Raw genomic sequence first — 18708 nt, 5'->3', positions numbered from 1 at the left:
ACACCACCTTTTTTCTCGTCGGGTGGCTGTGCGCGGCTTCGCCGCGCTTTGCGACCACTCTCTGCTCACGGCCGCAGGCCGTCTGCTCGCGGCTTCGCCGCTCGCACGGTCCGCGGAACGTCGTTCCGCGCTATTCGCATGGTTCGAGGGACGTAGTCCCTCGGCACTGCAAAACGTCGATGAAAAAATGGACGCGGAGAAATCTGGCCGTTGAGCGGCCAGATTTCTCGCGTCTTCTGTGTGCTGGTGCGACTTCCGCACAGCACCAGCAGAACCACACACCGCCCTAACTGATTGCGTTACTCGGCCTACGGCCTGCGTTACTCATCCACCGTCACTTCGCTTCGCTCGTGACAGCCTTCGTTCACTCCGTTCACGAAGACCTCGCACGGAGTTGGCGCGACACGCTCTGCGGTCCGCGCCGTCAGAGCAATCTCTGACGAGCCTTGGTTCGCTCCGCTCACCAAGACGCCGACGGACAAGCCGCGTCCGTCGAGCAATCACGACTGAGTCGTGATGACGCCAGCGTGCGCCGTGGCCGCTAATTCAGTAGTCAGAAAAAACGGAGAACACCTACTCAAACCAACTACCACCTACCGCCGAGCGTAATCACCCACAGGATGCCCAACCCGAGCAGGTACGCCAGCGAGAGCGGGATGGCGAGCAGGAACATCGTGTAGAGGCTGTCGGGCGTGGCGAGTCCGGCGACGGCGAAGACGGCGATGGTGACCTCGCGCCAGCGGTCCTTCATGGCGTCGAACGAGACGATGCCGCCGCGTTCGAACAGCACCATCGACAGCGGAATGTCCGCGAGCAGGCCGATACCCGCCGTCGTGAAGAACACGAGCCAGAAGAAGTTGCTGACCCGGTAGGAGATAATCATCTCCGCCCGCCGAGCGTCGGCGACGAGATAAGAGATAATCTCCGGGGCGACGTACGCGTAGCCGATGGCGCTCCCGGCGACGAGACCGACCGTGAGCGTCCCAGCCCACAGGACGAACACGTTGCGGTTGCCGCTCGCCAGTCCGCGCTCCTTCAGCGCGGGCCACGCGTAGTAGGTGATGAGCGGGAGGACCGCCACCGCACCGAGTAGGGTCGAAATCTTGACCTCGAAGACGAGCGCCTCGACGGGGTGAAGCGTGACGATGTCCAGAACCTGCTGGGACGAACCGGTCTCGGGGCGCACCGCTGCGGGCAGTCGCTGGAGGAAATCCTCCTTGATGTCACCGATACCGCCGGAGTAGAGGAAGTAGAACGTCCCGGCGAGGACGGCCATGAACACCGCGACGATGCGGAACATCTTCGAGGTGAGACTCTCGAAGATGAACCGGATGTCGTAGAACCACCCGCCGATGTCGTCCTCGGTGGTCTCGTCCTCGGTGAAGGCGTCGGCCATGCCCGCGGCCGTACTCTGGACGACGTTGTCCGAGCGGTCGGGTCGCTCGGGTTCCCGCGGGAAGGTGGCCTCTTCGCCACCCTCACCGCCTTCGCCGTCGCCACCCTCACCGTCGTCTCCTGCCGCTTCGCCCTCCGCCTCTTCGTCCTCGTCGGGGTGGAGTTCGTCGTACCGGTCGAGGATTGCTTGGGCCTTCGCGGCGTCGTCGGCCTCCATCGCTTCGCGAGCGTGGCCGACGGCTTCTTCCTCGGTCATGTCGGTGAACGCTTCGGGCGGTGCGGCCCGAACCGCGCCAGCGTCGAGGGTCTCGATGTCGATGTCGGCCGGAGCGCCCGCAGTCGGGGGGGCGGCAGATTCGACCGAAATCTCGTTCAGTGCCTGCGTCAGGTAGTAGAGGAACGCCACGACGAAGGCGACGAACGCGAACCCGCCAGCGACGAGGTTGATGGACTGCGTTCGCGGCATTCCAGTCCACTCCGAGATGGGCAGGAGTTGCCACTTCGCCGGGAGAGAGGTGTTGAAGTACGTGAGACCGAACTCCGCGAAGAACATCCGAACTGCGAGGAAGACGAACGCGGCGGAACCGATGGTTCGAATCCCGTTGTCACGAATCACGCCGAAGAAACTCAGGCGCTCGCTACCGCGCTTCAGCGTGACGACTATCTTCGTCAGATAGAGGCTAAACGCGTACAAGAGGACGAGCGGCGCAGCCCACATGATTTGGGTGAACGGGTCCGGCGGCGACGCGATTGCGCCGAAGGCGAAGATACCGACGACGGCGTATCGCCACTTGTCGCGGAACGTCTCGTACGGGACGATGCCCGTGTACGCGAGACCGCTCATAGCGAGCGGGAGTTCGGCCGCGAGTCCGAACGACAGCGAGAGGAACGCGATGAACTCCGTCCACTTGACGATGGAGTACCTCGGTTCGAGCCCCGCGTTGATGGCGTTTCCGGCGAGGAAGTCGAACATGATGGGGAAGAAGACCCCGTAGCCGTAGAGGATGCCACCGAAGAAGAGCGCGAACCCGAGCAGTCCTATCAAGAAGAGCTTCCACAGCGGAACGCCGTGTTCTGGGTACCACGAGCGTTGGCGGAACGAGTCGCGTGCGTAGTACAGAAGCACTGGAAGCGCGATGATGATGCCGAAGATAGCCCCGATCTTCGCCTGTAAGAGGATGACGTCGAAGGGAGTCACCGCGATGAACTGCACGTCGCCCGCGATTCTTGCGGACATCTGGGACCGGGTGACTTCCTTGAGAAACGGCCAGATAGCGATGCGCAGTGCGTAGAACGACCCCAAGAAACCGAGTAGGAAGACGATGAAAACTTTCCGTAAGTGGTCCTGAGCCGTCGAAAGCATCGCGCCGACAGTTTCACGGCCGCTATTGACGGCGCGAGCGGTGTCCTCGTCGACGATGCTACTTCCTCCAGACATTCCTTAGAAGGGGTAGCCCTGTGGCAGTTATCAATCTTATCGTCCTGCCAAGAGAACAAAGCCTATAACAGCCACGATACCTAGTTCGGGTGAATGGCTGACGAATCGGAGGCGACGGCCAGCAACATCTCGCCTGCCAACGAGACGCCGGAGTCGTTGCGGGACCCCGAGCCAGCGACGCCGGAGGACCCGATTCAGGACGAGGAGATGCCGTTGGCCGACCACATCGAGGAGATGATCAAGCGGCTGGCAGTGGTCGTCGTCGTAGCGGGAGGCATCACCGCGATTGCCCTGCCGTTCTCCGAGGAGATTATCAACTTCCTGTGGTACCAAGTCATCCCGCTCGAACAACTCGGGCAGGAGGCTCGACCGAAAATCTACCACCCGCTCGCGCTCGTGCTGACGAAGCTAAAGGTTGCGAGCCTCGCGGGCGTCATCGTCGCGCTTCCGTTCTTCGTCTATCAGACGTATCTGTTCATGCGTCCGGGACTGTACCCCAACGAGCGTAAATACTACCTCGCGGCGGTCCCGACGAGTCTCGTCCTCGCGTTCATCGGCGTGAGCTTCGCGTACTTCCTCGTCCTTCCGGCGATTTTCACGTACTTCGTCTACTACACGAAAGACGTGGCCATCCTCGCGTTCGGCCTGACGAAGACGTTCAACCTCATCTTGATGCTGATGGGCTACCTCGCCGTCGTCTTCCAGATTCCGCTGTTCATCATGCTCGCCATCATGATGGGACTGACCACCCGTCAGTGGCTCGCGGACAGACGACTCCTGTTCTGGGGCGCGTTCTTGGGCATCTCGTTCCTCTTCACGCCCGACCCGACCGGGATGGCACCCATCATCGTCACGATTACGATGGTCGCCCTGTTCGAGAGTACCCTGTTCCTACTGAAGTGGACGGGTAACTGACCCGACTTTTTCGTCCGTTCCGTCCGTTTCAACGCGAGGTTTCCAAGGCGATAATCGGCGTATAACTAAGGGCGTTCGATGATAAGCAGATAGTAGCGTTCGTGCCTGCTACATAGCTCGCGTGCCAGCAAGCTACAAATCGCAGTTCGCGTGCCAGCAAACTGCCACCCTGGGTGCGAACGCCCATGCCATTTCCTGAGAACTAGTTCGTCAGCGACGGCAACGAGCGTTACGCCACAGTTAGGTGCGCGAGAAGCGAAACGTCGCAGTCGGTGCTGCGAGCGTTACTCTGCGGTCGGGTAGTCGGAGTCGAAGACGTTTTCGACGAGTGGTTCGTCTCCGGCCGGGTCGGACTCGCTCTCTGGACTCACGCTCCCAGTCTGGTAGCCGTGCAGGTCGAGGGTCACGTGGTCGAACCCGAGGTCCGTCAGGTGGTCGCGCGCCGCTTCCACGAAGTCGGGATTGAGTGCCGCGTCAAGTTCTTCGCGAGCGACTTCGATTCGGGCCAACCCGTCGTGGTCTCGGACGCGGAACTGCGAGAAGCCCCACTGGCGGAGCAGGGTTTCGGCTTGCTCGACCCGCGAGAGTTTCGACTCGGTGACTTCCAGACCGGTCGGAATCCGCGAAGAGAGACAGGCCATCGACGGTTTGTCCGCGACCGAGAGGTCACGTGCATCGGCAATCTCCCGAACGTCGTCCTTGTCGATGTCGTGGGCGAGCAGTGGCGAATAGGCGTCTAGTTCCTCGACGGCTTGCAGTCCGGGTCGATGCCCGCTGTCGGCGTCGCTGGCGTTCGTGCCGTCGCAGACGACCGGAATGTCGAGTCGTTCGGCGGCGTCGAACATCTTGCCGAGTCGCATGGTCCGACAGTGGTAACACCGGTCGCCGTCGTTCTCGACGAAGTTCGGGTCGTCGAGTTCGGAGAACTCCACGATTTCGTGGCGGATGCCGATTTCTTCGGCCACTCGCTTGGCGTCGTCCAGTTCCGCTTCCGGAAGCGTCTCGCTCTTCGCGGTGCAGGCGACGGCGTCGTCGCCGAGTGCCTCGTGGGCCAGCGTGGCGACGACACTGGAATCGACGCCACCGGAGAAGGCGACGAGGACGCCGTCACGGTCGGCGAGGTCGTCTCGAACTGACTGCGCTCGCTCCTCGACAGAAACCATACTCGGGGATTGGGTCGGGAGGACAAAAGCGCGTTGGACCACGGCACGCTCACGAGCGGAGCGAACGAGTTCCTCATCCGACTGTCGGAACGGTCCGTCCACGGCCGAGGACAGCCCTGTCCACCGAAAGCGCGCCGGAACCCAGAAAGACCAACGCGAGCGCGACAAGAAACAGTGTCAGCGTGAACTCGTAGCCGCCGTTCGAGACGGCGAAACCCTGCGGGAAGTGAACGAGAATTGTCGCCACCAGCATATCGACCGCAATCAGCGCGGCGGCGTATCTGGTCAGCAACCCTGCGAGGACGAACAGACCACCGACCGTCTCGACCAGTGCGACGCCGACTGCGGCGAGTTCGGGGAGTGGGACGCCCAACCCGCCGAGAAACCCGGCGAAGCCGTCGAGACCGGTCGCAGTCGGCCCGAGACCGAACAGTTTGCCGACACCGTGGACCACGAAGATGACGCCGAGCGCGAGTCGGACGAGCGCGATTCCCCAGTCGGTAGACGTGGACCGAGTTTCTGGCATGACCGTCACAGTACGTCGATTTCGGCGAAAACCCTTGTGGCGGTATTCGGGGTTTCGCGCCAGACTTCGGCGACAAACTCTTTCTCCGACGACGTCGTCAGAGAGTCACCGGGTGAAAGGATGGCAACGAGTTACGACGTCCATCGACCCGAGTACTCCGGAACGACCACCGACGATTGGAGCGCGCCCGACGAACAGGACTTCGACACCGACGACCTGAGCAAAATAGCAGCCCACTTCCTGCTGTCTGCCTCCGGATTCGAGGACCCCGACAAGTACGGTGACTTGAAACTGCCAGTCGTAGACCCCGAGGGAAACCTCAACCTGAACGCGCTCGAAACTGCTCACGGTGGGGCACACAGCGTCGAAGCCGTCGATGGCATCGACGACGAAACCAAGGAGCAGGTCGAAGACATCTGTGAAGACCTCGCCCACTCGGAGTTCGACCACGAGATAGCGTGAGGCGTCTGATTCGTCGGGGGTGAAGTGCAGTCCAATTTCTAACCTAGTTATCTAGTAGTAAATTTAATTAATTCTTAGTTCGTCCGTATCTATGTATGTCGAAGGATAACAAGACCCACGAAAAGACGTTCGACCGCCGGTCGATGCTGAAGACAGTCGGGGCGAGTGCAGCAGCCGGTCTCGCCGCGACAGGGTCAGTGAGCGCGACGGTGCCGACGAGCGAAATGAATCACGTCGAGGCGGCGTACAGCGACTCGGTTCGTGCCCAGTGGGCCGTCGCCGAACACGCGGACACGGTCCTCGCGGAACTCGCAGACCGAGGCTATCTCGACGCCCGCGGGGCCGACGCGTTCGACTTCTCGGCGGTCGGTACCGACGCGAAGGACGCGAGCGTGATGAGTCTCTACAAAGACGAGCGGGCGACGGCAGAGGTGAAAGCGAGCGTCGAAACCGAGACTCACGAAGTCACCGTCGTCGTGCATCCGCAACTCGGCGAGAGCTACGCCTCCGCGAAACCGCTGGCCGACGCCGACCCCATCACCGTCCGCGACGAGGGTGGCGAGGTGACGACGGAGGCCTGCGTCACCGAATCGCGCTGTACGTGCGACCCCTGTGACCTCAACTCCTGCGTCTACCAAGAGCGGACGTGCTGTACGAACTACGGCGACGGAACCGATTGTACGGCCTGGTCGGACGAAGGTTGCTGTGGAGCCTGCTGTAGCTAAGTCGCACGTCCCCGTCCGCGAACGTTTTTTAACGGAGGGGTCAGTACGTAGCGGCGAATGGAGTTGGAGTCGATACCGGGCGTCGGGTCGAAGACGGCGGCGGCGCTCGCGAAACTGGACGACCCCGAGAGCGCGCTCGAAACCGGCGACGTGGCCGAACTCGCCAGCGCCCCCGGAATCACGGAGAGTCGAGCGGCGGCCATCGCTCGCGGCGCTATTCGGGAGCGTCACGACGACCCCGGCGACTTCCTCGCGACCGACCGCGCGAAAGAACTCTACCGGGACGTGCTCGCCTTGCTGGAATCGCGGGCCGTGACGACCTACGGCGAGAAGCGACTCGAAACACTGTACCCGAGCGGCGTCCCCTCGCGCGTCGAAGAAGTGCAGGCGTTCGCCGAGCGCGCGATGGAGCGCGACCCAGACGAGGCAGTACTCGACGCGCTGACCGACGTCGAACCGCTCTCGGAGCCTGGCGACCTCACAGTTCGAGACCGCTGTCTGGCGACGACGGACGCAGAGCGTTACACAGAGGCCCAACAGACGATACCGGAGTTGAGCGTCGAAGTCGTCGAAGACGCCCGCGACTTGGCGGACCTCGCACGTGGCTATTCGACGGTCGTCGCGCTGGACGAGGAGTTCGCGGGCGTCACCGTGGACGGAGACGTGCGCGTCGAACCCGACGCGTTGGAGCGACCCGCCGAAATTGTCCCCGAGCGCGTGCTGGGGTTCTACGCGGCGAACCGCGAGAGTCTGCGCGCCGCGGCCGCAGTGCATCGTGCGGCCGGAATCGACCCACCGCTCGACTTAGACGCGCTCGAAACGGCCGTGGAGCGGGTCGATTCGGACGGCACCGTCGTCGGCGACGAGGAACTGGACAGACTCACTCGCGCCGTGGACGACTTAGACGCCGCAGTCTCGACGGCCGAAAGCGTCGCCAACGACAAGCTACGTGACGCCATCGAAGAACAGGACGTGACCATCGAAGGGTCGGACCTGCTGTCGCTGGTCGAACAGGGCGCGGGCGTCGATTCACTGCTCTCCAGAGAGTTGAGCGACCAGTACGCCGCGGCAATCGCAGCGGCCCGCGACCACCTCGTCGAGTCACTGAACCTCGACTCCGGAGAGGCAGAAGTCGCGCGGCGCGCGTTCCCCGAAGAACCAACGTTCCCGGTCGAACACGACGAGGAAGCCATCTCGCGGCTTCGCGACGATTTGAACGCCGCCAAGGACCGCCGCGCGGCGAGTCGCAAGCGCGAGTTGGCCGCAAATCTCGCGGACCGGCGCGAGGACGCCGAGGAGTTAGTTCGGACGGCACTCGAACTGGACGTGAAGCTGGCTATCTCTCGCTTTGCTCGGGACTTCGACTGTGTCCTACCGGAGTTCGGTGACCCGGAGAGCGGGTTCGAGATTGTGGCGGGTCGCTCGCCACTGCTCGACGTGGACTTCGAAGACGTGGACCCGGTCGATTACGGCGTCTCGGACGTTGCACTGCTCTCGGGGGTCAACAGTGGTGGCAAGACCTCGACGCTCGATTTGGTCGCGCTCGTCGCGATTCTGGCGCACATGGGGCTTCCCGTGCCTGCCGAGAAGGTGCGCATCGAGCAGTTCGGCGAATTGCACTACCACGCCAAAACGCAGGGAACCCTCGACGCGGGCGCGTTCGAGAGTACGCTCAGAGAGTTCTCCTCGCTCGCGGACGGGAGCGCAGACCGATTGGTGCTGGTGGACGAGTTGGAGAGCATCACCGAACCAGGCGCGAGCGCCAAGATTATCGCCGGGATATTGGAGGAGCTTCGTGGCCGGGAAGTGACCGGCGTGTTCGTCTCGCACCTCGCCGCCGAGATTCGCGACGTAGCCGACTACGAAGTCGCCGTGGACGGCATCGAAGCCGAGGGACTAGTCGATGGCGAACTGGTCGTCAACCGCTCGCCGGTGAAGGACCACCTCGCGCGCTCGACGCCGGAACTCATCGTGGAGAAACTGTCGGAAGAGGGCGACACCGAGTTCTACGGGCGACTGCTGGAGAAGTTCTGAGACCAGTTTGCTGGTAGTTCGACGAACCCGCTCGTGGCCGGTGGAGTTTTGCCGTTGGCTGGCGTCCAGAGTATTCGCCCTAACGGGGGAGAAAATCATGGCACACCAATTCGAATGCACACAACAAGACTGTGAGTTCATGGTCCGAGCGAACGACGAGAACGAAGTCGTAGACATGGTCCGGGAACACGCACAGAACAAACACGGGATGTCGATGGACCGCGGCGACATCCAGAATGCGATGCAGCAGGCCTGAAAGCGGCCCAATTCGGGACTAGTCGCTCCGACAGACATTTTTCGACGGCGAAAGGTTAAGTAGTTGCGCGAGCGTGGTGAAAGTGATGGCAGACGACCCCGAAGAGGGGATGCTTTCGTGGGACGAGTCCGTGTTCCGTGACGAACACGTCTTCGAGATAGACTACGTCCCCGAGTCGTTCGCCCACAGGGAGAGCCAACTGCAGAGCCTCAAGTACGCACTGCGACCTGCTGCGCGCGGTTCCCGGCCGCTGAACGTCATCTCGCGTGGCCCACCGGGCACAGGGAAGACGACGGCCGTCCAGAAACTGTTCAGCGAACTGTCCGCCCAGACGGACGTTCGGACGGTACGCATCAACTGTCAGGTCGATTCGACGCGCTACTCCGTCTTCTCCCGCATCTTCGAAGGAATATTCGAGTACGAACCGCCCTCGTCGGGCATCTCGTTCAAGAAACTCTTCCGCCAAATTACCGAGAAACTGGTCGAAGAGGACGAAGTCCTCGTCGTCGCGTTAGACGACGTGAACTACCTCTTCTACGAGAGCGAGGCGTCGGACACGCTCTACTCGCTGCTGCGCGCTCACGAGGCCCACAGCGGCGCGAAGATAGGCGTCATCGTCGTCTCCTCGGACATGAACTTGGACGTCATCGAGGAGTTGGACGGCCGCGTCCAAAGCGTCTTCCGCCCCGAGGAAGTGTACTTCCCGGTGTACGACAGCACGGAAATCGTAGACATCCTGCGCAAGCGCGTCGAGCGCGGCTTCCACGAGGGCGTGGTCGATTCGCAGGTCCTCGACAGGGTCGCGGAGCTAACTGCCGAGAGCGGCGACCTGCGCGTCGGTATCGACCTGCTCAGGCGTGCCGGACTGAACGCCGAGATGCGCGCGAGTCGCTCGGTCGAAATCGAGGACGTAGAGGAGGCCTACGAGAAGTCCAAGTACGTCCACCTGAGCCACAGTCTGCGGGCACTCAGCGAGAGCGAAATCGACCTCTTGCGCGTCATCGCCGAACACGACGGCCAGCGCGCAGGCGACGTGTACGACGCCTTCCACGAGCAGACGGGGCTGGGCTACACGCGTTACTCCGAAATCATCAACAAACTCGACCAACTCGGCATCATCGACGCGACGTACACGAACGTCGAGGGTCGCGGGCGCTCGCGGCAACTCTCCCTTCGCTACGAACCCGAGGCCGTGCTGAACCGACTCGACGGGAACTAGTTTTTCTCGCTCCTGCTTTCCACCGCTATTCCTCGTTGCTTCGCTCTTCGCCGTGGTCTCGACAGAGTATGTCACCCGTCTCGGTGTGGAAGAAGAAGGCATCGCCCGGCGCGATGTGCGTGCCGTCTTCGCCACAGCCATCGGCGTGGTTCAGGAAGTATTTGCCCTCCTCGCGGCCAGTTTCGAGTCGCCCTGCCTGCACCGCGAACCGGACGAGTCCCTCCCCGATTTGCGTTCGTTCCGTCGAGTCGGCGGTTTCGAAGTGGATGAGCGGCATCGTGAATCGGCGGTGGTACGACGAGTGTTCTGATAAAGCGGTCGGCCCACATTTCTATACATCCGCGCGGCGTGGCGACTCCGGGGAATGGGAGAAGAGAGCAATGCCAGCGAGTAAAGACAAGACCGCGACACACGAGGAGTTCGACGGCGAACGACTGCCGCCCGGCCAGCGCCAGACACAGCAGTTCCCGGTCCTCTCGAAGAGCGGGACACCGGGGTGGGACATGGAGTCGTGGCGGTTTACGGTCACGGGGGCCGTCGAAGACGAACTCGACCTCTCGTGGCAGGAGTTCTGTGACCTGCCGAGCGAGACCCAGAAACAGGACTTCCACTGTGTTACGGGGTGGAGTCGCTTCGACAACGAATTTACCGGCGTGACGTTCCCGACGATTGCCGAGGAGGCGGATGTGGAGGACGAGGCAGTTCACGTCCTGTTCGGGTCGCTCGACGGCTACACGACGAATCTCCCGCTGGAGGAGTGCATGCGCGAGGAAGTGCTGTTCGTCCGGGAACTCGACGGGCAACCGCTTCCCTCTGAACACGGCGGGCCGCTTCGGGTCGTCACGCCCCACAAGTACGCCTACAAGGGCGCGAAGTGGGTGACGAGCGTGGAATTTCTGACGGAGCCGAAGCGAGGCTACTGGGAGAAGCGTGGCTACTCGAACACGGCGAATCCGTGGCAAGAAGAGCGGTACAGTTCGTGGTAGACTCCACTATTCGTACCGCAGCGCGTCGATAGGGTCGGTCCGCGATGCGTTCCACGCCGGATAGAGGCCTGCAACGACGCCCACTAAGACCCCGACTGCCACCGCGATGGCGAACCAGTCGTAAGGTAACACGAGCGAGAGTCCGATGTACTCGCCCGCCGCGTAGGCTCCGAGGACGCCCACCGGAATGCCGACGACTGCGCCGACGACGCCGAGCATGACCGCCTCGAAGAGGAACAGTTGGAGCACGTCGCGGCGCTGTGCGCCGACGGCTTTCATGATGCCGATCTCCTTCGTGCGCTCGGTGACGGAGACGAGCATGATGTTCGCGATGCCGATTGACCCCACAATCAAGGAGATGACCGCGATACCGGTGATGAAGTTCGTGAGCGTGCTAATCAGCTCTTCGAGTTGGTTCACGAGGTCTTGGTCGGTCGAGACCGAGAACGCATAATTGTCGGGCGCGAGTTGCGCGGCGTCGGAGCGATTGGTGAGATAATTCCGGACGCCCTCCTTGGTCTCCGAGACGGACTCGAAGCTATCTGCGACGACCGTTATCGTCGGGTAGACGCGCACGCTCTCGCCCGTGGTCGGACTTTCGATGGTCGTCCGGTAGAACGGGTCGGTCGGAGTGAACACGAGCGGTTGTGAGCCGAATCCTTCGAAAGCACTGCCCGCCGCCGAGGAGTTGAGCAGGCCGACGACCTCCGCCTCGACTGAGTCCCCAGAAGCCAACCTGAGCGTGACGTTCTCCCCCACGACGACCTGCGAATCGAACAGCTTCGCGGCCTGCTCGTTCAGCACGACTTCGCGCTGGCCCTGCTGAAAGGGACGCCCAGCCACGAAATCCTGCGTGTCGAAGTAGGAGGGTGAGGTGGCTATCACCTGTCGCTGTGCGACCGTCTCGCCGCCCGCAGAGAGGCCTGCGGTGGGTACCACCCCCCGCGGGACGACGGACTCGACGGTCGAGATGTTCTGGAGTTCCTGGAGGTCGCGTTCGGTGAAAACTGGCTGTGCGCCCGCTCCGGGTGCGCCGCCGCCCTCGCCCTCCGGACTGGCCCACGCGTAGACGTTCGGCGTACGGTCGGCCCCGACCTGCCCGAGTACGTCCGCGCGCAGACTCGTGCCGAGCGTGACGAAGGTGATGACCGCCGCGACGCCGATGATGACCCCGAGCGTCGTCAGCGCTGAGCGAAGCTTGTGGCTCCGAATCGCGCGCCAACTCAGTCGCAGGCTCTCGACGGCGTCCATTCAGTCCAGTTCCGCTTCGACTCGTCGGGGCGACTCTATCTCCTCGACACGTTCTAAGGTACCGTCGAGGACGTGGACGACTCGCTCCGCGTGTTCCGCGATTGGCCGCTCGTGGGTAACCATCAGGATGGTGTTGCCCTCGTCGTGGAGTCGCTGGAACAGCCCCATGATTTGCTTGCCAGTCTCTTGGTCGAGATTACCAGTCGGTTCGTCGGCGAGGATGATGGCGGGGTCGGCCGCCAGCGCGCGAGCGATGGCGACGCGCTGGCGCTGACCACCCGAGAGTTCGTTGGGGCGGTGGTCGGCACGGTCACCGAGGCCGACGTCTTCGAGGAGTTCTCTGGCGCGCTCACGGCGCTCGGAGCGCGAGACGCCCTGAAAGACGAGTGGGAGCGCGACGTTCTCGGCCGCGGTGAGTTTCGGCATGAGGTTGAACGTCTGGAAGACGAAGCCGATTTCCTCGCCGCGGACGCGGGTGCGGTCTCGGTCGGACATCGCCGACACTTCTCGGCCGTTGACCCAAACTGAACCTTCTGTGGGCGTGTCGAGACAGCCGATGAGGTTGAGCAGCGTCGATTTCCCGGAGCCACTCGGACCCATGACGGCCGTGTACGAGCCATTCGGAATCCAGAGAGTGACGCCGTCGAGCGCGTGGACTTCCTCGCCACCGAGGACGTATGTCTTCCGAACTTCGCGGAGCGCCACCGCTTGTCCGGAGTCGCCAGCGGGGTCCGAGAAGTCAGCGTCGGCCGAGGAGTCCGAGTGGCTTGCAGCCATGTCGAACTCAGTACGCGCGACAGTACCAAAACGCTGGTGCCTGTTCTGGCCGGAAACGAGGGCTTGTTCGTGGTGTAAGCAAGTCCTGTGTGCGATCGTCTCTTCCAAGTGAGCAGCGTGAGAGAACGGGCGAGAAGAGATAATCGAGGGAATCGGCGACGGCAACTTGACGAAGAACATCGAGAAGCAAAATAGCTACTCCCGAAACCAATGAGACCGCACAGCACCGCAACCGCTCCGCAACAGCCACACGCCTCCCCAGCCGATTGTGGTCCTCAATTCTGGAAAACGCGGCGTGCCGCGTTTTCCGAGTTGCGGTCCTCATCCACCGAAAGACTCGCGTCCACTCGTCTTTCGAGCCTGCACTCACTTCGTTCGCGCAGACCTCGCACGGAATGGCTCGACGGTCGCGCGCTTCGCGCGAACGCCACGCCGCGCGCGCCGTTCCGGTAGTGAAAATACACGAGACGTATGGTTTCCGGACGCTCGAAATTCGCCCACACTTTTGGGGACGCGCGACCCACCAGCGAGTATGAAATCGACCGGTGGAAGCGACGCGGCGAAGCGCGCGGCGGGCGAGAGCGCGGCCGAAGCAGTCGAAGACGGCATGGTCGTCGGCCTCGGCACCGGAAGCACCGCGGCCCACGCGATTCGGGCAATCGGCCGGATGGTCGATTCGGGCCTTGACGTGCGCGGTGTCCCGACCTCCTTCCAGTCGCGCGAACTCGCCAAGGAGGCGGCCATCCCGCTGGTCGGCTTGGACGAAGTAGACGGCGTGGACCTCGCTATCGACGGCGCAGACCAGTTCTCTGGCCCGCACCTCGTCAAGGGCGGCGGCGCGGCCCACGCGAGGGAGAAAATCGTAGACGCGGCCGCAGACCGCTTGCTCGTCGTCGCAGACCCGAGCAAGGCCGCCAAGCGGCTGGACCACCCTGTTCCGGTCGAAGTGCTTCCCGACGCGCGGACGACGGTTTCAGCCGACGTGCGCGCACTGGGCGGCGACCCACAGCTCCGGGCGGCCGAGTGCAAGGACGGACCGGTCGTGACCGACAACGGAAACCTGGTCCTCGACGCCTCGTTCGGGCCGATTTCCGAGCCAGCGAACCTCGCAGACGACCTCTCGGCGATTCCCGGCGCGGTCGAACACGGTCTGTTCGTCGGACTCGCCGACGAGATACACGTCGGAAGCGAGGACGGCGTGGAAGTCACCGAGTTCTAACGAGGTCTGTTTTCGCGGTACGACGATGTCGTCGCGGCACGAGCGATGCTGGCGCTACAGACGGCTCTGGGCACGTAGCGCTCGAAAAAATTGAAACGGTACTCGTCCAGTCTACAGGTCGCGCGGCTGGACGGTCTTCCGGTCGTTGGCCTCGGCTCGTCGGGCAGCGTCGTCGAGGAGGTCCTCGACTCGCTCGTCGAGCGCGTCGTAGAAGTCGGAGGCCACGTTCTTGTCGTCCAGTGCGTCCTTGACAGCGGCTTTGACGATGAGGTCTGCCATACGCCCTGTTCTTTCCCGGCCCTCCTAATAAAGCTTCCCAAATTATCGGGTGAACGGCGGCATGTCGCGTGGTAACCGGTTATCTCTACACTGGGCCAAAAATTATAAGTACTAGTGAATCGTGTGCGGCCGCAGGTTAGGTCGGAGGATACGAGTACACAGACCACCCAGAGAGGGGTATGCGCGAGATATTGGAGGCTGTCGCCGCGGGCGAACTGAGCGTCGCGGAGGCCGAGAGCGAACTCGCAGGCTACGCGACGAGCGAGGCCGGGCGATTCGACGCGGCGCGCGAGACGCGCCGTGGCGTGCCTGAAGCGATTCTGAGCGACGGCAAGACGCCCAACGAAGTCGCAACGCTGGCGACCACTGCCGTCGAGACCACCGGCCGCGCAATCGTGACGCGAACCGACGCAGACCAGCGGCGCGCGCTCCGTGACGAACTGGCCGAGGAGTTTCCCGACGCCGAAGTGACGACCCACGAACGGTCGAACGTCGTCGTCGCTCACGCGGCGGACTTCGAGGCACCCACGGTCGATGCGACGGTCGGCGTCGTCACGGCGGGCACGAGCGACGCCGTTCCTGCTGGCGAAGCGGCGGTCGTCGCCGAGGAGATGGGTGCGAGCGTCAAGCGCGTCTCCGACGTAGGCGTCGCCGCGTTGACGCGCATCGTAGACCAACTGGACCGACTTCGTGAGGCTGACGCCCTAATCGTCGCCGCCGGGCGAGAGGGCGCGTTACCGACCGTCGTAGCCGGGTTGGTGGATTCGCCCGTCATCGGACTGCCTGTCTCGACTGGCTACGGACACGGCGGAGAAGGCGAGGCCGCGCTCTCGGGGATGCTCCAGTCCTGTACGGTGCTGTCGTCCGTGAACGTCGATGCCGGGTTCGTCGCAGGCGCACAGGCCGGTCTCATCGCTCGCACGGTCGGTGCTCGGACAGCTGATTCGCCGAGTTCGAGCGAGACAGAATAAGGCGATACTCGCGGACAATGGCTCGTTACTGCCACCGAATTTATCTTTCTGACCAGTAGTCAGAGGGTAATTGCGGAAGAGTCTCTGGATGTTCGCCAAATTTGGGTCAAAGTTGGAAAAGCGTTTTTGGTGTCTCGGAACAAAGTTTTGGTCACTGGCAGGCCCTCCTGCCAGACCAGAACATGCCAACGTGTGACCACTGCGGCGCGCACGTCTCCGAGCGATTCGTTCGAGTATTCGCCGACGAGCAGGGCCGGGTTCGAGCCTGCGTCTCCTGCTCGGCGAACGCCGGGATTGCAGAAGTCGCGCGCCAGCGCGCCGAGAAGGCCAACGCATAGCCCGTCGAAGATGGGCGGGAACCGAAACACTAAGAACCACCACGCGAAGCCTGTCAGGCGTGCCGGTCCACTTCGTGTACGTGCTCGAATGTAGCGACGGAACCTTTTATACTGGCTACACCACCGACGTAGAGCGCCGCGTGCGAGAACACGACGACGGCGAGGGTGCAAAGTACACGCGCGGTCGGACGCCCGTCGAACTGATTCACACCGAGGAGTTCGACTCGAAGTCGGCGGCGATGTCCCGCGAGTACGAACTCAAGCAGTTGTCGCGGCGGCAGAAAGAGCAGTTGATTTTCGAGGAGTCGGAGCCGTGATTAGTCGTCGGCTGCGCTCTCCGCGCTATCGGCCTCGGTGTTCTCCGTCGTCACGTCCGGCGTGATGAAGGCGTATTCGACTGCTTGCTCGCCAAGTTTACGGACGCGCTCTTCGAGGTCTTCTTCCAGGAACTCGCCGTCTTCGATGCGATTGCGGGCGTTCCGGATGCCGACTTGGTGGGGGAGGACCCACGCGTGGACTCCGCGAGCAGTCACGCGCATGTGGTCGAGCGTGCTTGCGAACGACCCGCCGCCAGCGACCGTCAGCAGGCCGACAGTTGTGTCTTCGTACTCGTCGAAGCCACAGTAGTCGTGGACGTTGCGGAACGCAGAGGAGTACGAGCCGTGGTAGACGGGACTGCCCCAGATGACCGAGTCGGCCTCTCGAATCTCGCGCTTGAGTTCGGTCGCGGCCTCGGGTTCGTTCTCGTCGGGGTCGAAGATGGGGAGGTCGTACTCGCGGACGTCGAGGAGCTTCGTCTCGGCACCCTTCTCTTCGGCGGCGTCAAGGACGTGTTTCAGTGCGGCACGGGTGTAACTGCCGTCGCGCATGCTTCCAGAGAGTGCGACGACTTTGGGGGTTGTGTTCATCTTAGCTGTTGCTAGGGTCTAGAGGGGAAAAACACTTTGCGGAAGCCGATTTTTGTAACGTTTTCGCTACGTAAGGCAAGAACGACCGAACGAAGCGAGGGAATCTTGCATCCGGCGCACGCTGGTCGCGGCGTTTAGGCCGCGAGCGTGTGGCCCGTACGGTGCGGTCGCGGAACTGTGCTGTGCGGTCGCTGAGCGGTCTCGCGGGGCTGTGCGGCAGTCGCACCAGCAAGCCGCAGACGTGAGAAATCCGTGCGCTCCGCGCTCGGATTTCGAGCGTCCGTTTTTTGATCTCTTGCTGAGCGAAGCGAAGCAAGGCTCGAAAGAGCAAGCTCTTTCGGTGCACATTTTTTCGAGGAGCGGTACGCGGGAGCCATCGGCTCCCAGCGCACCCGACGCGAAAAAAGGTGGTCGCGTGGGCCGGTAGGTTTTTTCGCACTGGCTGGTGAGAATTCCCGTATGGAGACGCCGATTTCGTTCGGGACCGACGGTTGGCGCGCGACGTTAGACGAGTTCACTGCCCCCCGCGTACGCATGGTCGGCCAAGCGGTCGCCGACTACCTCCGGGAGGTCGAAGACCGAGAGTCGGGGACCGTCGCCGTCGGCTACGACGCCCGCGACACCTCCCGCGGATTCGCCGAGGAGTTGTGTCGAGTGCTGGCGGCCAACGGCTTCGACGCGTTGATTCCGCCGCGAGACTGTCCGACGCCGCTCGCCGTGTGGACCATCGCCGACCGCGACCTCGCTGGCGCGCTGGTCGTCTCGGCGAGTCACAACCCGCCGAACTACAACGGCGTGAAGTTCTTCCCCCACGACGCCGCGCCCGCGCTCCCTGAGGTCACCGACGAAATCATGGCCCGCATCGCGGAACCGGACCCGCTTCCGGAGTCTGAGCACGGGAGCGTCCGAGAAGAGGACTTCCTCGAACCGTACGCCGAACACGTCTTCGACCTCGTGGACGCCGACCTCTCGGACCTCACGGTCGTCTACGACGCGATTCACGGCTCCGGTCGCGGCTTCACCGACGAACTGTTAGAGCGAGCAGGTGCGACGGTTCATCGACGCCGCTGCGAACAGGACGCCGAGTTCGGTGGGACGAACCCCGAACCGAGCGCCGAGAATTTGCAGGGTCTCGTGGAGGAAATCCGCGAGCGTGACGCCGACCTCGGTATCGCCAACGACGGCGACTCCGACCGCATCGCGGTCGTCACGCCAGAGAGGGGCTTCTTGGACGAGAACCTCTTCTTCGCGGCGGTGTACGACCACCTCTTGGAGACCCAATCTGGTCCGGCCGTCAGGACCGTCTCGACCACCTTCCTCATCGACCGCGTGGCCGAAGCCCACGGCGAAGACGTGTACGAGACCGCAGTCGGCTACAAGTGGGTCGCCCAAGCGATGGGCGAACACGACGCGCTCATCGGCGGCGAGGAGTCCGGCGGCTTCTCGATTCGCGGCCACAACCGCGAGAAAGACGGCGTGTTGATGGCGCTCGTCGCGGCCGCGGCCGAGAGCGAGGAGTCGTTCGACGAGCGCGTCGATAGGTTGCTAGACGAACACGGCGAGATTCATCAAAGCAAGGTGAGTGTCGATTGTGCGGACGACGAGAAGTCGCGCGTTCTCACGGACTTGGAAGCCAACCTCCCCGACGAAGTCGCGGGCGAACACGTCGAGAACGTCAACACGACGGACGGGTTCAAGATTTTGCTGGAAGATGGGTCGTGGTTGCTGGTTCGCCCGAGCGGCACGGAGCCGAAGATGCGCGTCTACGCCGAGGCGGGAAGCGAGGAGCGCGTCGAGGAGTTGTTGAGTGCGGGTCGTGAGTTGGTCGAACCGTTGGTGTGAGATT

20 protein-coding genes are annotated in these 18708 nt (G+C 62.9%); 12 read left to right on the top strand and 8 right to left on the bottom strand.

The annotated features are described in order from the left end of the window. Positions 1-586: 586 nt before the first annotated feature. Positions 587-2833 (bottom strand): twin-arginine translocase subunit TatC, encoded by a 2247-nt coding sequence (gene tatC, locus F7R90_RS17500; protein WP_158058677.1) that lies wholly within the window; start codon positions 2831-2833, stop codon positions 587-589. A 93-nt stretch (positions 2834-2926) separates the two neighbouring features. Here tatC (F7R90_RS17500) and tatC (F7R90_RS17495) point away from each other — a divergent pair, with 93 nt between their 5' ends. After that, positions 2927-3748: a twin-arginine translocase subunit TatC gene (gene tatC, locus F7R90_RS17495; protein ID WP_158058676.1), complete on the top strand. Its 822-nt coding sequence runs from the start codon at positions 2927-2929 to the stop codon at positions 3746-3748. 284 nt (positions 3749-4032) lie between these two features. Here the strand turns inward: tatC (F7R90_RS17495) and larE are convergent, their stop codons facing one another. Together larE and F7R90_RS17485 are read right to left on the bottom strand one after the other, a co-directional pair. Beyond that, positions 4033-4911, bottom strand: a complete 879-nt coding sequence (gene larE / locus F7R90_RS17490) for an ATP-dependent sacrificial sulfur transferase LarE (protein ID WP_158058675.1) — start codon at positions 4909-4911, stop codon at positions 4033-4035. A 73-nt stretch (positions 4912-4984) separates the two neighbouring features. Further along, the gene (locus tag F7R90_RS17485; protein ID WP_158058674.1) at positions 4985-5437 is read right to left on the bottom strand and encodes a DoxX family protein; all 453 of its coding nucleotides are present in this window, start codon (positions 5435-5437) and stop codon (positions 4985-4987) included. Positions 5438-5557: 120 nt separating this feature from the next. Here F7R90_RS17485 and F7R90_RS17480 point away from each other — a divergent pair, with 120 nt between their 5' ends. The 5 genes from F7R90_RS17480 to F7R90_RS17460 all read left to right on the top strand — a co-directional run bounded on the left by F7R90_RS17480 (position 5558) and on the right by F7R90_RS17460 (position 10133). Then, positions 5558-5899, top strand: a complete 342-nt coding sequence (locus F7R90_RS17480) for a hypothetical protein (RefSeq protein ID WP_158058673.1) — start codon at positions 5558-5560, stop codon at positions 5897-5899. A 95-nt stretch (positions 5900-5994) separates the two neighbouring features. Next, entirely contained in the window at positions 5995-6624 is a 630-nt protein-coding gene (locus F7R90_RS17475; RefSeq protein WP_158058672.1) for a hypothetical protein, read from the top strand. 57 nt (positions 6625-6681) lie between these two features. Then, positions 6682-8658, top strand: coding sequence for a MutS-related protein (locus F7R90_RS17470; protein WP_158058671.1), 1977 nt, complete (start codon positions 6682-6684; stop codon positions 8656-8658). Positions 8659-8755: 97 nt separating this feature from the next. After that, complete coding sequence (locus tag F7R90_RS17465) at positions 8756-8914, top strand: DUF1059 domain-containing protein (RefSeq protein WP_158058670.1); 159 nt, start codon at positions 8756-8758, stop codon at positions 8912-8914. Positions 8915-8999: 85 nt separating this feature from the next. Beyond that, on the top strand, positions 9000-10133 hold the full coding sequence (locus F7R90_RS17460; protein WP_158058669.1) for an ORC1-type DNA replication protein: 1134 nt from the start codon (positions 9000-9002) through the stop codon (positions 10131-10133). A 25-nt stretch (positions 10134-10158) separates the two neighbouring features. On the opposite strand, the gene F7R90_RS17455 is transcribed toward F7R90_RS17460, so the two are convergent. Then, positions 10159-10410, bottom strand: coding sequence for a hypothetical protein (locus F7R90_RS17455; protein WP_158058668.1), 252 nt, complete (start codon positions 10408-10410; stop codon positions 10159-10161). A 103-nt stretch (positions 10411-10513) separates the two neighbouring features. Here F7R90_RS17455 and F7R90_RS17450 point away from each other — a divergent pair, with 103 nt between their 5' ends. Continuing rightward, entirely contained in the window at positions 10514-11119 is a 606-nt protein-coding gene (locus F7R90_RS17450; RefSeq protein ID WP_158058667.1) for a sulfite oxidase-like oxidoreductase, read from the top strand. Between the two features lie 6 nt (positions 11120-11125). Here the strand turns inward: F7R90_RS17450 and F7R90_RS17445 are convergent, their stop codons facing one another. Both F7R90_RS17445 and F7R90_RS17440 read right to left on the bottom strand, forming a co-directional pair. Continuing rightward, the gene (locus F7R90_RS17445; RefSeq protein ID WP_158058666.1) at positions 11126-12370 is read right to left on the bottom strand and encodes an ABC transporter permease; all 1245 of its coding nucleotides are present in this window, start codon (positions 12368-12370) and stop codon (positions 11126-11128) included. Then, positions 12371-13147, bottom strand: coding sequence for an ABC transporter ATP-binding protein (locus tag F7R90_RS17440; RefSeq protein WP_158058665.1), 777 nt, complete (start codon positions 13145-13147; stop codon positions 12371-12373). A 532-nt stretch (positions 13148-13679) separates the two neighbouring features. Between F7R90_RS17440 and rpiA the strand changes: the two genes are divergently transcribed. Continuing rightward, positions 13680-14366, top strand: a complete 687-nt coding sequence (rpiA, locus tag F7R90_RS17435; RefSeq protein ID WP_158058664.1) for a ribose-5-phosphate isomerase RpiA — start codon at positions 13680-13682, stop codon at positions 14364-14366. Between the two features lie 111 nt (positions 14367-14477). Here rpiA and F7R90_RS17430 read toward each other — a convergent pair whose 3' ends face one another. After that, positions 14478-14645 carry a DUF1931 family protein gene (locus F7R90_RS17430; RefSeq protein WP_158058663.1) on the bottom strand — a complete coding sequence of 56 codons (168 nt, stop codon included), beginning with the start codon at positions 14643-14645 and terminating at the stop codon, positions 14478-14480. Positions 14646-14824: 179 nt separating this feature from the next. On the opposite strand from F7R90_RS17430, the gene larB reads away from it, so the two are divergent. From larB to F7R90_RS17420, 3 genes are all read left to right on the top strand, one after another. Beyond that, positions 14825-15616: a nickel pincer cofactor biosynthesis protein LarB gene (larB, locus tag F7R90_RS17425; protein WP_158058662.1), complete on the top strand. Its 792-nt coding sequence runs from the start codon at positions 14825-14827 to the stop codon at positions 15614-15616. Positions 15617-15798: 182 nt separating this feature from the next. Then, positions 15799-15954 carry a DUF7563 family protein gene (locus F7R90_RS22340; protein ID WP_192498353.1) on the top strand — a complete coding sequence of 52 codons (156 nt, stop codon included), beginning with the start codon at positions 15799-15801 and terminating at the stop codon, positions 15952-15954. Positions 15955-16013: 59 nt separating this feature from the next. Continuing rightward, on the top strand, positions 16014-16271 hold the full coding sequence (locus F7R90_RS17420; protein ID WP_158058661.1) for a GIY-YIG nuclease family protein: 258 nt from the start codon (positions 16014-16016) through the stop codon (positions 16269-16271). Here the strand turns inward: F7R90_RS17420 and F7R90_RS17415 are convergent, their stop codons facing one another. Then, entirely contained in the window at positions 16272-16862 is a 591-nt protein-coding gene (locus F7R90_RS17415) for an NADPH-dependent FMN reductase (protein WP_158058660.1), read from the bottom strand. 459 nt (positions 16863-17321) lie between these two features. On the opposite strand from F7R90_RS17415, the gene F7R90_RS17410 reads away from it, so the two are divergent. After that, positions 17322-18704 (top strand): phosphoglucomutase/phosphomannomutase family protein, encoded by a 1383-nt coding sequence (locus F7R90_RS17410; RefSeq protein ID WP_158058659.1) that lies wholly within the window; start codon positions 17322-17324, stop codon positions 18702-18704. Positions 18705-18708 lie beyond the last annotated feature (4 nt).

It is taken from the genome of Halorussus halophilus (genome assembly GCF_008831545.1).
Classification (GTDB): domain Archaea; phylum Halobacteriota; class Halobacteria; order Halobacteriales; family Haladaptataceae; genus Halorussus; species Halorussus halophilus.
Note: the sequence above shows the minus strand (reverse complement) of the source record. Positions and strands in the feature narration are given on the sequence as shown.

Bases quoted from the DNA above. Each gene is read 5' to 3' on its own strand.
- F7R90_RS17475 (WP_158058672.1), top strand. From the start codon at position 5,995: ATGTCGAAGGATAACAAGACCCACGAAAAGACGTTCGACCGCCGGTCG.
- F7R90_RS17450 (WP_158058667.1), top strand. From the start codon at position 10,514: ATGCCAGCGAGTAAAGACAAGACCGCGACACACGAGGAGTTCGACGGC.
- F7R90_RS22340 (WP_192498353.1), top strand. From the start codon at position 15,799: ATGCCAACGTGTGACCACTGCGGCGCGCACGTCTCCGAGCGATTCGTT.
- F7R90_RS17465 (WP_158058670.1), top strand. From the start codon at position 8,756: ATGGCACACCAATTCGAATGCACACAACAAGACTGTGAGTTCATGGTC.
- F7R90_RS17430 (WP_158058663.1), bottom strand. From the start codon at position 14,645: ATGGCAGACCTCATCGTCAAAGCCGCTGTCAAGGACGCACTGGACGAC.
- rpiA (WP_158058664.1), top strand. From the start codon at position 13,680: ATGAAATCGACCGGTGGAAGCGACGCGGCGAAGCGCGCGGCGGGCGAG.
- larE (WP_158058675.1), bottom strand. From the start codon at position 4,911: ATGGTTTCTGTCGAGGAGCGAGCGCAGTCAGTTCGAGACGACCTCGCC.
- F7R90_RS17445 (WP_158058666.1), bottom strand. From the start codon at position 12,370: ATGGACGCCGTCGAGAGCCTGCGACTGAGTTGGCGCGCGATTCGGAGC.
- F7R90_RS17415 (WP_158058660.1), bottom strand. From the start codon at position 16,862: ATGAACACAACCCCCAAAGTCGTCGCACTCTCTGGAAGCATGCGCGAC.
- F7R90_RS17460 (WP_158058669.1), top strand. From the start codon at position 9,000: ATGGCAGACGACCCCGAAGAGGGGATGCTTTCGTGGGACGAGTCCGTG.
- F7R90_RS17485 (WP_158058674.1), bottom strand. From the start codon at position 5,437: ATGCCAGAAACTCGGTCCACGTCTACCGACTGGGGAATCGCGCTCGTC.
- larB (WP_158058662.1), top strand. From the start codon at position 14,825: ATGCGCGAGATATTGGAGGCTGTCGCCGCGGGCGAACTGAGCGTCGCG.
- tatC (WP_158058676.1), top strand. From the start codon at position 2,927: ATGGCTGACGAATCGGAGGCGACGGCCAGCAACATCTCGCCTGCCAAC.
- F7R90_RS17480 (WP_158058673.1), top strand. From the start codon at position 5,558: ATGGCAACGAGTTACGACGTCCATCGACCCGAGTACTCCGGAACGACC.
- F7R90_RS17440 (WP_158058665.1), bottom strand. From the start codon at position 13,147: ATGGCTGCAAGCCACTCGGACTCCTCGGCCGACGCTGACTTCTCGGAC.
- F7R90_RS17455 (WP_158058668.1), bottom strand. From the start codon at position 10,410: ATGCCGCTCATCCACTTCGAAACCGCCGACTCGACGGAACGAACGCAA.
- F7R90_RS17470 (WP_158058671.1), top strand. From the start codon at position 6,682: ATGGAGTTGGAGTCGATACCGGGCGTCGGGTCGAAGACGGCGGCGGCG.
- tatC (WP_158058677.1), bottom strand. From the start codon at position 2,833: ATGTCTGGAGGAAGTAGCATCGTCGACGAGGACACCGCTCGCGCCGTC.
- F7R90_RS17410 (WP_158058659.1), top strand. From the start codon at position 17,322: ATGGAGACGCCGATTTCGTTCGGGACCGACGGTTGGCGCGCGACGTTA.